This window comes from Scytonema sp. HK-05, assembly GCF_963872035.1.
Lineage (GTDB): Bacteria > Cyanobacteriota > Cyanobacteriia > Cyanobacteriales > Nostocaceae > Kalymmatonema.
Genome location: NZ_CAWMYC010000046.1, coordinates 54,336 through 67,797, shown reverse-complemented (window position 1 = coordinate 67,797; position 13,462 = coordinate 54,336). Strand labels below are relative to the sequence as shown.

Genomic DNA, 13,462 nt, shown 5'->3' with positions numbered 1-13,462 from the left:
TTGGGCACGAATTGCGAGGCGCGATCGCATAACCCATCCCTCCCATACCAAGAGTAATTGTCGAACTGGAGCCTCTTGGCACACAAGTCATGTGGAAACGCCTGCGGTGGAGGAAACTCTTGGAGCAAAATTTGGCGTTGCAGTTGCAAACGGTATTTTAGTCCAACGACCAAAGAATTGGGCAAGGGGAGCCAACTTGAGCATTAGTTGCTCAAATCCTTCGATTGTGAGAGACTGAGGTCCATCTGAAAGTGCCTTTGCCGGGTTGGGATGAACCTCAATCATCAGGGAATCTGCACCAGCTGCGATCGCCGCCATTGCCATCGTGGGTACAAACTCTGAAAAACCAGTGGCGTGGCTGGGATCAATCATGATGGGCAAGTGAGTCAGCGTACGCAATACTGGGAGCGCAGATATATCAAGGGTATTGCGGGTGTACTGTTTGTCAAAGGTACGGATTCCCCGCTCGCACAGAATCACATTGGGGTTGCCTGCTGCCAAAATGTACTCAGCTGACATCAACCAATCTTCAATCGTGGCAGAAAGTCCGCGCTTGAGGAGAACTGGCTTAAGAGTTGCCCCTACTTTCTTGAGGAGCGAGAAATTCTGCATATTGCGCGCACCGATTTGCACCACATCTGCGACAGATGCAACCTTCTCTATGTCAGCTGTATCCATGACTTCGGTGATAATCCCCAAACCTGTAGCTTCACGAGCCTTAGCTAACAACTCTAAAGCACTCTCACCGTGCCCTTGGAAAGCGTAAGGTGAGGTGCGGGGTTTGTATGCCCCACCTCGGAGAAACTGCGCTCCTGCTGCTTTTACTGCTGACGCTGTTTCTACAATCATCTCTTCGTTTTCTACGGAACAAGGTCCAGCGACTACAACTAAAGGATGGTTTTGTCCAAAGGTTACAGGTCCATTGGGTGTTGGTACAACGACCTCACTAGGTTCGCCATAGCGAAATTCTTTTGAAGCCCGTTTAAAAGGCTTTTTCACCCGTAGAACCTGCTCAATAAAAGGGCTCAAATTTTGAATCTGTCGCGGGTCAATTTCTGACGTATCACCTACCAAACCAATCACCACTTTCTGCTGACCTACAGATTTTTCTGGAGTGATTTCCCATCGGCGGAGTTCAGAGCTGACTCGCTCAATTTCTGCTGCTGGAGTGTCGGATTTCATGATGATAATCATTGATTCACATTCCTCTTTAAATATTGCAAATAATCGTGTTGCGTGACTGACTTAACCTCAGTTATTTCAGTTGCATCTCGTTTCATTGAACCTCTATAAGTAGTAATCAAGTCCATTTCTCTGTTTTACGCAAAATTCCTAAATAATATTTTCTTATTAATCTAGTTTCTAAAAAAATCATTAACTTTTACCTCAAATTTCAGAGTATATGCCCAGCTTTTTACATGATGTTCACGTGTTTGAATTCCTGGAAACACCGTTAGTGTGTTTAGCAGAATTTGGAGATTGCCCCTGCTGATTGCACTGGACACGAACAGCGCTTAAGTACGACTATAATTAATTACAATTTCTCAAAATATTGCAATTAGTCAGAGTCGTTTTGAGTGAGATAACGTTTTATATCACTTATTACACTGACTGTCAAATTACTATTACAGACACAATTTGTGTTTTGCGATTGGACTGGCATATCTATTAATTAATCAGTTGCCGTTAGCCAGTTTGATGCAAAATGCCACTTTTTAATTACATAATTTTACAATTTCCAAAAGTAATCATTCCTCAAGTTGACTCTGCTAATTAACACCATTCACTCATTCACTAATTTTTTGGAGACCTTGACTATTTTCAATGGCTATTGAGAGTGAGAACAGGGAGAACTATCAAAAGGTGAAACATTACAATGCCCGTAAGTTAAAAGCAGAGTAAACGCATATTAAGTACGAGATGAGAAAGGCTGCAATCGTTAATCAGTTTACTGAAATACAGTATGCGGTAACAATAGACAATCTATCGATAGAAGTAACTCTTTTGTCGCTGTTGTTTGTGCTGAGTGATCTGCGACTTTCTCCAAGCTTGGGGAGTTGTCCCGTGATGTTGGCGAAACTGGCGGAAGAAGTGAACCGCACATTGATAGCCCACCTTAGCAGCAATCTCCTCCACTCTCTCATCGGTTTCCAAGAGCAAGGAACGTGCTGCTGCCATGCGACGCTCAATAATCCAGTTTTGTACAGTTTGTCCCGTTTGACGTCGCACCAGGTTAGTGAGGTAACTTGGAGAGTAACCAACAGCAACAGCCACGTCGCTAAGGGTAAGCGATTGGTGATAATTTGCCTCGATAAAGTCGAAGACCTTACTCAACTGAGGGTCGGAGGGAAAGATGCATTGAGGGGCAGTCGGTCTTATAAGGTCAGCACATGGTGGTTCTCGGACTGATAGTGAGTTTGCAGCGTACCATTGACAGAAGGTGGCTTGTCTTTCCAATCGGGCTCTTATCGCCCTCAGTAATTCCTCTGGTGTACAGGGTTTAGTAAGATAGTCATCTGCTCCCAGTTCCATACCTTTGCGAATGTCAGCCTGAGTCACTTCGCCAGTGACAAAAATAAAGGGGATAATCGCTGTGGCTGGGTTTTGGCGCAGCGTAGTCAGGACGCCGTAACCATCGAGTTTTGGCAACATTGTGTCGCTGATTACCAAATCGGGTAACTCTTCCTGTGCTCGCTGGACACCGATAAGACCGTTTTCAGCACCTATAGTGTAGAAACCTTCCGCTTCCAGGCATTCTAGAAAAAGTTTTCGGGTTTTTGCTCCATTTTCAATCACCAGAATTTTTTTCACTGTTTTTTGTGCCATCCAAACATTGGTAGAGCGATAATCTCCACGTCCTGTTTGCCCATACTTTTCTGCGGTGTTATGTGTCAACGCCATTGCAGACTGAACCGCGCAATTCCCGCCCCCGTGAATCTCAGATTTCATAATCACAATCATTCCTCCGGAAATAGTGCAGTTAATTATGAGCGGTGGCTTTTATTAGCATAAGCAACATAATTTTATAGGGAACAACTCATTGAGCTTATGCAGCAGACAAAAGTTAGGTATTCTGTTCCTGTACTGCCACATCTAAGTAATTACTCAGTTCCAGTAGGTTAGTATTACGCAAAATAAGGTGTTCTCGTAACATTTCTTAAAATTCGCCGTTGACATTTAAGCAATTGCTTATATAAACTAAAGATAGTTAAGTATTCGCTTAAGTATTGGGATGACGCCAATGATCAGATTTTTGCTTTTTCAAGCGATGGAGCGATCGCCTGACAATCCCCATTAGCCTGGTTTACCTGCTCCAAAATCCACAGTCCACAATCCCAAATCGCTATGAGTAGACTAGCTGCCAGTGCTGATGTTTTTGCAGCGATCGCAGATCCAACACGACGGGCGATATTGGATCAGTTACGTACTGGTGAGCAACCAGTCAAACAGTTGGCTGAGCCTTTCGCCATGAGCTTGCCAGCGATTTCTCAGCACTTACAAGTGCTTTGTGAAGTAGGATTAGTACAAATGCGAAAAGCAGGGCGACAGCGGTTATATCGCCTGAACCCCGAGCCTCTTAAGCAGATTTCTGACTGGATTGCACATTACGAACAGTTCTGGCAAGAAAAACTGGATGCCCTAAGCAACTATTTGGAGGAAGATTCATGCTCGGAAACTTGAACAAGGAAGTTTTCTATCCATATCCACCGCAACGAGTTTGGCAGGTACTCACCAACCGTCGCGCCTTAGCTGCATGGTTGATGGAAAATGACTTTGAGCCGCGTGTAGGACACAAATTCCGATTTCAGGAGTCTACACTGCCAGGACTCGATGAAAGTATTGATTGCGAAGTCATTGAACTAGAAGAGCCAAAACGGCTTTCCTACACTTGGCAGGATAAATTCATGCCTCAGCCTTCCATTGTCACCTGGATTTTGGAACCACAAGAAGGCGGTACTCAGGTGCGCTTGCAACATAGAATTCTAGAAACCGCCATGACTGGATCGCGACAACCGTGGCAAGGCGAGTCTATGCATGAGCAAACGACAACAACTGCTCTATATAAAAAGTCACTTGCACAGATAAAATCAGCATCTGCCTTGCAAACAAGAACTTTTATAAGAACGAGTGGCGAACATCAATTGTCCAATTATTGGTCAAGAGGTATGGAATTTCAGGCATCGACGAGCGTGATTCTTACTTCCTATTTCTGTGGTAGGTGGGAGTACAAACTTGAACATACATTGCCACAAGTTCTCTCGTGAGGAAAATAATAGTCTTCTTACAAAAGCATGATTAATGAATATTTAGAACCACATCTGCACACTTATGGAACACAGATAAATTATCTCTGTAAAAGTCGATGCTTCTAGCATTACAAACTTTGGTGAGATAAGTTTCAAACTTGAGCAATGAAATATGACTGAACAAAATTTTGTTGACACTCACACTGGACAGTGGCAGGATATTGAGCAACTTCCAGGAACAAAAATACTGTCATTGGCGGAACCAGTACCACAAGGTTCAATCCATAAATTACAAATGGCTGCTGGTACGGTAATTCCGGTTCATTTTCATCCCTGCGACGAGTATGTCTATGTTCTTAATGGAACTATCGAAACAGGAGGACGTGAATGCACACCAGGAACATTTTGGTGTACACCTGCTAACACTAAAAATGGTCCTCACACAGCTATCACATCTGTCGAAATCTTGACGATTCGTCTTGGTAAGATGGGAGTTTTTCAGTAGCTTACTACTTGAGATTTTGTCAGCAAAATTATTTTGTAAATATCCTAGCTATTTGGGCAGTTAGGTTAATTTCAAATTGTCTACTATTTGGATAAAAACACTATGAACAATCCTCAACTCAGCATTCCAATGGTTATTCAACCATCAGACAAAGGAGACAAAGCCTTTGATATTTATTCGCGCTTACTTGCAGAGCGAATTGTATTTTTGAAGAGTGAAGTCACAGATGAAACGGCTAATTTGATAGTTGCACAATTGTTGTTTCTGGATGCTGATGACCCAGAACGAGACATCACATTATACATTAACAGTCCTGGAGGTTCAGTAACAGCAGGAATGGCTGTTTACGATGCCATGAATCAGATTCGTTGTGATGTTTGTACTGTCTGTGTCGGTTTTGCCGCTTCAATGGGAGCATTCTTGCTTTCTTCAGGTACTCAGGGCAAAAGATATGCTTTGCCAAATGCTCGGATTATGATTCATCAACCTTCAGGAGGCGCTCAGGGAATGGCTAGTGATATTGAGGTTGCAGCTAGAGAACTTTTGCGTACCAAAGAAACTATCAACAAGATATTAGCTGCTAATACAGGTCAAGCATTAGAGAAGATTCAACGTGATTCAGACCGAGACTTTTTCATGAGTGCTGAAGAGGCAAAAGCTTACGGCTTAATTGACGGTGTTATCCTGAGAACACCTACCTCTGTTCAATAGACAAGATTGCATTTGTTTGATTCCATCTGTGTCCATCTGTGTCCATCTGTGGTTAATTATTCTTTTTTTTGGAATGAATGCAAGAAGTCTAACTCTTCAACCAACTCCCACATTGACAATCAGTTGAATGGAGGCTGATATTTGTTTTGAATTTACTTGATGCAAAGATGTAAAGACACAAAACTTCTTAGTGTCCTTGGCGTCTTGCTGCTTAGATAAAAAACTGATTGATGAACAGGATTTCAAAGATGAAAATTCTAGTCATTGGTGGCACTAACTTTATTGGTCCTCCTGTCGTTCGTCACCTCTGTGCTATGGATCATGAGGTGACTGTCTTCCATCGAGGAAAAAGCATAGCTGAATTACCATCAGATGTGCATCACATTTTGGGCGAGAGCCTTCGGCACACCTTCGGTGAACGCACTCACCTAGACAAGTTCAAAAACAAGTTTGAGGAGATTTCGCCCCAAGTCGTCCTGGATATGTTTGCCTACACTGAACAGGATGCACAGACACTGATGAAGACGTTTAAGGGTATTGCCCAGCGTGTTGTTGTTATTAGCAGTATGGATGTGTATCGTGCCTATGGGGTGATTTTAGGCAGGGAATCTGAAGTTGTTTTGGTACCGTTAACTGAAGATTCGCCTCTGCGCTCTTCACTTTATCCTTTTCGGGAGATGCCTAATAGACCTCTAGACGCGCCAGTTGATTACGAAAAGATTCTAGTTGAACGGGTGGTCATGTCAGAGCCTGACTTACCAGGAACAATTGTACGCTTGCCAATGGTTTATGGTCCAGGAGATATTCGACACCGCTTGTTTCCCTACTTACAACGCATCGATGATAACCGCCCTGCTATTGTGTTGGAAGAGAGTATTGCTGAGTGGCGAGGCTCGTATGGATATGTGGAGAATGTGGCATATGCGATCGCTCTAGCAGTGTGTCATGAACAGGCAAAGGGTCGGATTTATCATGTCGCCGACGCAGAGGTGTTTTCCGAGGCTGAACGCATAACTAGAGTTGGCAAGGTCGCAGGATGGCAGGGTAAAGTAGTTTCTGTATCTAAAGACAAGTTGTTAACAGAGTGGAAACTGCCGGTGAACGCAGAGCAACACTGGTTTGTAGACTCAACTCGCATCCGCCAAGAGTTGGGATACAAGGAAGTTGTACCCCCAGAAGAAGCACTGCAACGAACTATAGACTGGGAGCGGACTCATCCACCAAAGGAACCTGAGAAGTTGGCGGAACCTTGGTTACTGGACTACGGAACTGAAGATGCTATTTTGACCAAGCTTGTATGAAATTTTTCAGTACAATCCTTTCCCCAATCCAGCGTTTTTGGTTACCAATCATCCTGATTGTGACAACAGCACTTATAGTTTTCGCTTACAACTCAGCTCACTTTCAAACACAATCTGCTCCAGTTAATCAATTAGTAACTACTATCCTTGGCGAACCCCAAACCTTTAACACTGCTTTCAATCAAGCTGGAGTTAATATTTTTGGCTTGACTTATGAGGGGTTGGTCAAAGAAAACCCAGTAACTGGTAAAGTTGAACCAGCCTTAGCCGAATCTTGGCGAATTTCCGACGACAAATTACGGATTGTTTTTAACTTGCGTTATGGGTTGAAATGGTCTGATGGTAAGCCTCTAACAGCAGATGATGTGGTGTTTACCTACAAAGATATTTACCTTAACGAAGAGATTTCCACAGTTCTCATTGATACATTCCGGATTGGTGAAAATAGGGTATTGCCCAAGGTTCGCAAATTAGATGAGCATCGGATTGAATTTATTCTACCAGAACCCTATGTTCCTTTCTTGGGTATTACAGCTGCTGAAGTTTTGCCCGCCCATGCTCTCCAAGCGTCGGTGAAAACGAAAGACAAAGAGGGGAAGCCGATGTTTATAACCAAGTGGGGCACCGATACTCCTCCCGATCAACTGATCGCTAACGGTCCTTATATACTAGAGCGTTACGATATTGGTCAACGTTTGGTGTTCCGGCGCAACCCTTACTACTGGCGCAAAGATGCTCGTCGATTTCGTCACAATGGTAAATAATGCTCTCATAGACAAGCTCTTTAACTCCCAGGATTGGGAAACTTCTTTTGGAAGTTTTCTTAGCAGTTTAGAACCGAACGATTTAGCAGGTGTCTGGACTGCCGAAAACGGAGGTCTTTTGTTTAATCTAAGCCCTCAAGCCGGACACAAGCCGATACAAGGTAGGAAGGTAGCTGATTGGGAAGCAGAAATCGGCAAGCTGTATAGCCAAGCTGCACAAGAGTTTGATGAAGCAAAGCGTAAAGCAATTTATGCCGAAACTCAGCGGCTTGCTCAGGAGTATTTACCGTGTATTTACTTGATTAACCGCTTGGAAATGATGGCAGTGCGCGATGGCACGAAGTGCCCGCCTTCGGCGATCGCGTCCAAGGCATCAAATACTCCGCCAAATACGCCCCCATTGCTCACAAATTTTGGAACATTCATGAAATCAAAGTCACACAATAAGGCATCCAGATTAGGATTTTAAAGGAGGTTGTATGAGTCTTTTCTGTTTAGTTCACGGCGCTTTGCAAGGCGCGTGGTGTTGGGATTTGCTGATTCCCGAATTGGAAGCACGAGGTCACAAAGCCGTCGCAATGGATTTGCCTATTGAAGATGCATCCGCCACTTTGTCTGATTTTGCAGATGCAGTCGTTCAAGCGATACCAGAAGATGAGGATGTGGTAGTAGTCGGTCACTCGATGGCTGGTACTGTTATTCCCCTTGTCGCCACCCAACGTCGAGTCCGTCGGCTAGTGTTCCTCGCCGCGCTCATTCCGCATGTAGGAACAAGTGTCCTCGACCAGTTCTATGATGAGGTTGATCCCAATGCCCTTAAAGCACTAGGTTACGAACTGCCAGAGGCGAGTAAGTTCGAGCAGTTCCGTGATGAGCCTGATATGTACAACCCAGCTGTGCTTGGCGCTGCGCTTGGCAAAGACTCTTCAGGGAGCGAAGCACTAGCAATGGAAGTTCTGTTTCACGACTGTGAACCTGATGTGGCGCGTTGGGCAATCTCCAAACTACGGAATCAACAATCAATGGCACACATTTTCGAGGTCACTCCCCTGCAAGCTTTCCCGGATGTAGAGTACACGTATATTGCCTGCACTGATGACCGGACAATTTCCCCTGTATGGTCGCGGTATGCTGCACGTAAACGCCTGGGAGTTGATGCCATAGAACTGCCTGGAGGACACTGCCCCTATCTGTCTCGCCCTACCCACCTTGCTTCGGTACTGAGTGCTGAGTAAATTTAGAAATCTGGTTTTTTTACAGCAGTTTTCTATTACAGCGGTTTTCTTTTGAGTGGGCATTGCTCACCCGGAGGGTGAGCAGTTCCTACCCTGCACCGAAGGCGTTCCGCCTACAACGGGGGGAACCCCAACGCCAGTCACCTGCACTGGCTTCTCCGTCTATGGCACGGAGTGCCACGCACTCGCGTTCAGTGCTGGCTCCGCAACGGACTGCTCACCAATATCTCAAATGTCCATCACATAGGCTTTTCGGGGCAACGCCCACCCTACGATATTGTGGTCTAATCATAGAAGAAGCGCTGTAATTAGGATACAGGTTGGCTGTGGGGGCACGAAGCTTTGCTCATTGGTGTCAACAATCACGTTCAAAGCTTTATCCCACGTTGGTTTGACCCCACCCCTTAATCCCCTCCCCTTAATAAGGGGAGGGGCGGTTTTGGCGTTAGACAAAACCGGGGTGGGGTTGCGCAACAATTGTGGACAAGTATAAGGGCATGAGGCAAGGTAATTACAAGCTTTTCAGCTTAAGTTGACACGTATGAGCAATGCTGTGCCCCTACCATGTAGTTTGTAGTTTATGCTTTTGAAAGCCTTCTGCCTTTTTGTACTAGTTTGTGTTGAGAGTTAGCTGTAAATTTTTTAACAATTCATCTGAGGTAAAAGGCTTTGACAAAAAGGTTGTGATGCTATCACCAACAATTTTAATCATTTCATGGTTTGATACTAACCCGCTAACGCCAATAATTTTGACTTTTGGGTTCATTCTTTTCAAGATGCGGATAGTCGTTGAACCATCCATAGAGGGCATCATCATATCAAGCAACACGACACTAATTTCATGCTGATGTTGTGTATACAATGCCACAGCCTCGATGCCGTCACGAGCAACGACAACTTTGTAGCCATTTCTTTCCAACAAGTTTTTAGTAATCTCACGAATTGAGTCGTCATCGTCAACAAGAAGAACTAATTCTCCATGTCCTACCAGTAACTCGTTGTGCCCTGTTAATATCTCATCTGTTTCCACTGTCTGCTTAACTGGTAGGCACACCTGAAACTCTGTTCCCTTTTTGATTTCACTAACTACGTTCACAAAACCGCCGTGGCTTTTAACGATACCCATCACTGTAGAAAGACCAAGACCTGTGCCTTGACCCAATTCTTTTGTTGTGAAAAATGGTTCAAAGATCCTATCTATTATTTCCTTGGAAATTCCCGTTCCGGTATCAGATACGGTGATAGCAACATAAGGACCAACCTGAACATCAATATTTTTACGTAGCTGCTGCGTATCAATCCACATATTTTTAGCGAAAATCCGCAAAACACCTCCTTCTGGCATGGCATCACGAGCATTAATGCAGAGATTCATCAGGGCTTGGTGTAGCTGGGTAGCATCACCAGAGATTGTCCAGAGGTTTGGCGTGGGAATATCTACGCAGATATCAATTGCTTTAGGAAATGTCTGTCTAACAATCTGTTCAACTTCTAAAATTAAGTGTCTCACCTCCAAAGTCGTGAAGTTAACTTCATGACCTCGTGAAAACCACAACACTTGTTTTACCAAATCTGCGGCACGTCTAACGTTATTTTCCAGTATAGAAAGCCACTGCTTGCCCTGCTTATCGAACAGTTGTGTCTGTAAAAGTTGAACCGTCATCATCATTGGTGTCAACGCGTTATTTAAGTCGTGGGCAATACCGCTTGCCAAAGTGCCAAGGCTTTCCATGCGCTGTGCTTGGAGAAATTGCGCTTCGAGTTGTTTTTTCTCTGTAATGTCAGTGTTGACTGTCAGGATAGATTTAGGTTGTCCCTGCTCATCTTGCATGAGTGTCCAGCGACTGGCAACGATAATTTCCTTGCCGTCTTTGTGTACCTGGCTCAATTCACCCTGCCATGAACCATGTTCAATCAAGCTTGTTTGGATATCTTGAAGTTGAGATAAAGTTTCCTGTCGATAGAGAAATTCATTGGCATTTTTGCCAATTGCTTCTTCTGTGTTCCATCCGTAGAGATATTCAGCCCCTTTGTTCCAAAATTGGATTTGGTTATCTAAGTCTCGTACAAGAATCGCATCTGTCGTAATATCGAGCAAAGCAGCTTGTTCGCGGATTTTCTGTTCTGCTTGCTTGTGTTGTGTAAGGTTCAAGACAAAACCAACTATGCTTTGTTCTTGAACCTTACAGAACGCAATACCAATAAGTACAGGAACACGACCACCATCTTTGCGAATGTATTCCTTCTCGAAGGGAGTACATACTCCAGAATTGATGAGTTGTGCGATCGCCCTTTCATCCGCACTCCAATATTCTGGGGAAGTCATTTCGTTCCAATGCAATTTTCCTGACAGCAGTTCTTCGCGCGAATATCCCACCATCTGGAGAAAAGCATTGTTTGCTTCTGTGATTTTGCCGCTTAAGTCTGCCAAAATAATCCCTATGATATTAGACTCAACCAAACGTCTAAACCGAGCCTCACTTTCTTGGAGTGCTTGAAAAGCTTGCGAACGTTCTTGTTCTGAACGCTTGCGTTTAGAAATTTCCTTCTCCAAATGCTCATTTTGCTCTTTTAGTCTTTTCGTGAGGTTTCGCAGACGTAGGTGAATATTAACTCTTGCTAAAACTTCTTCACTCTCGAAAGGTTTGGTGATATAATCTACTGCCCCAATATTCAAACCTTTGACCCTATCTACCCTCTGTGCAAGAGCGGTCAAAAAAATGACAGGAATATCTTGGGTACCTGGATTTGTTTTCAAGCGACGGCACGTTTCAAAACCGTCTATTTTCGGCATTAATATATCTAATAATATCAGGTCTGGTAAGGCAGATTCTGCTATTTCCACTGCTCTTTCCCCATTGTCAGCGATTAAAACTGTAAAGCCAGCATTATCTAACAAATTGAGCAAGAGTTCTATATGTGCCTTATTGTCATCCACGATTAAGATGACACCTTTTTCAGTGGTATTAATACTCATTAATGCCTCTTAAAAATGTTTGAAAAAGTTTTCCTGAGAAAAGCTTTGTCGATTTAATAGATGACACACCTAGTACTGAATACTCAGCAACGTTAGTCGCACGCCACTTGCGGGACTCGGGGGGAACCCCCAAGGGCGCAGTGGCTCGTCAACGGGAGTCTCCTCCGCTGGGCGCTGGCTCCTCAGGACTGTTTTTGTTACAGAGGTAACCATAAGCTTCTTTACAGAACTTAACTAGCTTGATTTGCCAGTGAATCATCTGCATAAATGCCTCCGTTTTCTAGCATCTAGCAAGCAGTCTATGAGTTTAGCCTTGTTCAGTTCATCAATCACAAGCTCGACTCTTGTTTGGCTTTGGTATTAAATCAAATTCTTTCAACTATCACGATTATTTAATCATTACGTAATTCAAAGTTAAAAAATGTTATTTAAAGTCAAAGATATTGAAGTAAGTACTCACATTATGTTAAGAAAATAAAGACTTATCAGCAGATACGTGTCGAAAATTGCAGTTTTTTTTCGTCAAGGCAGTCATTGACTGCTGGATCTGTTGACAGTAGGCTATCGACTATTGACCGGAATTTCACTCATTAGTCAACTGTCAACGCACTTATCGTTCATTCTTAGAGCAATTTTCACGCTTTTAGACTATGCCAAGAAACCTAACCCCCAACCCCTTCCCTACTAGCGTTGGGGAGTAAGCCTCTCTCCGTAATAAAAGCTGCTCCTCTTCCCTCCCCTTTTAGGGGAGGGTTAAAAAGAGGTGGAGAGAGGAATGGAAGCGAGGTCAGGATTGTGGTCCATTTACCTAAAAAACGCTGTAAAGGAGTGGTGTTTCAAAATCCTCAGCTAACTTGTAGGTGACTTGATAATCGAGTTGTCGCAATTCCTCAGCAAAATGCCGCATTGCTGACCATACTAAAACCAGCTTTTGCCGATGCTATGGGCGTGCTTGGACATGACGCAGCGACTCAATCATGATCACAGGGACTTTCTGTTGACAACTTTGCAGTGCTACTTGTTCTATCCAAAGTTGGTCGCCTAGTATCCAAACGCCTATGGTCATTTTTTTATTTCTTTACTTCTCTAACCCACTTTCGGAATTCCCTGAGTGCTGGAGTTGTTCCTATTGTTCGACTCATCTGCACAAATCGATAAATCCCTTCAATGATTGGAAAATTAGGAAAAGTGAGACTCGTTTGGGACTTGATGTATTGCTCACCTTGCAGCAGATTGATTTCCAAATTACCGTTTTCGTAGCGCCAAATTTCAGGTACTCTTAACGCTTGATAAGCACTAATTTTGGTTTGTGAGGTGACATCTATTTCAATTGCTAGGTCAGGAGGAGGGTCAACATTTAGGTTTATCCTATCTGTGCCAATCATCAGCTTATAATTTTTAATATAGAAGCAATCATCTGGTTCAACACCTGCGGTCATATCCTCGCGCTTAAAGGTGGTTGAACCAAATGACTCCCAATTAAGGTCAAGTTCATCTAGTAAGATTTTTACTAAATCTCCAATAATGACTTTGGCTCTCTCATGTTCTGGGAGTGGAACCATAATCTCTAATGTGCCTTGCCTATATGCAACTCGACTGCTGCGGTGTTCCCCCAACTCGTTGAGAATTGCCTCAAATTCTTGCCAACTAATATCTTCCAGCAGCACCCGCTGACCTGGTGGAACTCGAATTTGTTTGAGTTGCAATGTCACCATAATGGCT

At 43.8% G+C, this 13,462-nt stretch carries 12 protein-coding genes and 1 pseudogene; 8 read left to right on the top strand and 5 right to left on the bottom strand.

Annotated elements, in window-relative coordinates:
- Nucleotides 1-87 precede the first annotated feature (87 nt).
- Together aroF and AACT52_RS07825 are read right to left on the bottom strand one after the other, a co-directional pair.
- Nucleotides 88-1,194, bottom strand: coding sequence for a 3-deoxy-7-phosphoheptulonate synthase (gene aroF / locus AACT52_RS07830; protein ID WP_073630048.1), 1,107 nt, complete (start codon nucleotides 1,192-1,194; stop codon nucleotides 88-90).
- Between the two features lie 789 nt (nucleotides 1,195-1,983).
- Nucleotides 1,984-2,826, bottom strand: coding sequence for a response regulator transcription factor (locus AACT52_RS07825; RefSeq protein WP_073630197.1), 843 nt, complete (start codon nucleotides 2,824-2,826; stop codon nucleotides 1,984-1,986).
- 519 nt (nucleotides 2,827-3,345) lie between these two features.
- On the opposite strand from AACT52_RS07825, the gene AACT52_RS07820 reads away from it, so the two are divergent.
- From AACT52_RS07820 to AACT52_RS07790, 8 genes are all read left to right on the top strand, one after another.
- Nucleotides 3,346-3,681, top strand: coding sequence for an ArsR/SmtB family transcription factor (locus AACT52_RS07820; protein WP_041033416.1), 336 nt, complete (start codon nucleotides 3,346-3,348; stop codon nucleotides 3,679-3,681).
- Nucleotides 3,666-4,265 carry an SRPBCC family protein gene (locus tag AACT52_RS07815; protein WP_073630046.1) on the top strand — a complete coding sequence of 200 codons (600 nt, stop codon included), beginning with the start codon at nucleotides 3,666-3,668 and terminating at the stop codon, nucleotides 4,263-4,265. Before AACT52_RS07820 ends, AACT52_RS07815 begins: the two co-directional genes overlap by 16 nt.
- A 154-nt stretch (nucleotides 4,266-4,419) precedes the next feature.
- Nucleotides 4,420-4,752: a cupin domain-containing protein gene (locus tag AACT52_RS07810; protein ID WP_073630044.1), complete on the top strand. Its 333-nt coding sequence runs from the start codon at nucleotides 4,420-4,422 to the stop codon at nucleotides 4,750-4,752.
- Nucleotides 4,753-4,854: 102 nt separating this feature from the next.
- Nucleotides 4,855-5,463, top strand: a complete 609-nt coding sequence (clpP, locus tag AACT52_RS07805) for an ATP-dependent Clp endopeptidase proteolytic subunit ClpP (RefSeq protein WP_073630042.1) — start codon at nucleotides 4,855-4,857, stop codon at nucleotides 5,461-5,463.
- A gap of 248 nt (nucleotides 5,464-5,711) precedes the next feature.
- The gene (locus tag AACT52_RS07800) at nucleotides 5,712-6,764 is read left to right on the top strand and encodes an NAD-dependent epimerase/dehydratase family protein (protein ID WP_073630040.1); all 1,053 of its coding nucleotides are present in this window, start codon (nucleotides 5,712-5,714) and stop codon (nucleotides 6,762-6,764) included.
- Nucleotides 6,761-7,528 (top strand): ABC transporter substrate-binding protein, encoded by a 768-nt coding sequence (locus tag AACT52_RS41265; protein ID WP_073630038.1) that lies wholly within the window; start codon nucleotides 6,761-6,763, stop codon nucleotides 7,526-7,528. The genes AACT52_RS07800 and AACT52_RS41265 overlap by 4 nt, the downstream gene beginning before the upstream one ends.
- Nucleotides 7,497-7,997, top strand: a complete 501-nt coding sequence (locus tag AACT52_RS41260; protein WP_443216623.1) for a hypothetical protein — start codon at nucleotides 7,497-7,499, stop codon at nucleotides 7,995-7,997. Before AACT52_RS41265 ends, AACT52_RS41260 begins: the two co-directional genes overlap by 32 nt.
- Before the next feature lie 10 nt (nucleotides 7,998-8,007).
- Nucleotides 8,008-8,763, top strand: a complete 756-nt coding sequence (locus tag AACT52_RS07790; RefSeq protein ID WP_073630034.1) for an alpha/beta fold hydrolase — start codon at nucleotides 8,008-8,010, stop codon at nucleotides 8,761-8,763.
- Nucleotides 8,764-9,373: 610 nt separating this feature from the next.
- Here AACT52_RS07790 and AACT52_RS07785 read toward each other — a convergent pair.
- The 3 genes and pseudogenes from AACT52_RS07785 to AACT52_RS07775 all read right to left on the bottom strand — a co-directional run bounded on the left by AACT52_RS07785 (nucleotide 9,374) and on the right by AACT52_RS07775 (nucleotide 13,455).
- A complete protein-coding gene (locus tag AACT52_RS07785; RefSeq protein WP_073630032.1) occupies nucleotides 9,374-11,740 on the bottom strand; it encodes a response regulator in 2,367 nt (788 codons plus the stop codon).
- A gap of 826 nt (nucleotides 11,741-12,566) precedes the next feature.
- A pseudogene (locus AACT52_RS07780) lies at nucleotides 12,567-12,806 on the bottom strand (cryptochrome/photolyase family protein); the annotation flags it as partial.
- A 4-nt stretch (nucleotides 12,807-12,810) separates the two neighbouring features.
- Nucleotides 12,811-13,455, bottom strand: a complete 645-nt coding sequence (locus tag AACT52_RS07775; protein WP_073630030.1) for a Uma2 family endonuclease — start codon at nucleotides 13,453-13,455, stop codon at nucleotides 12,811-12,813.
- Between the last annotated feature and the right edge of the window lie 7 nt (nucleotides 13,456-13,462).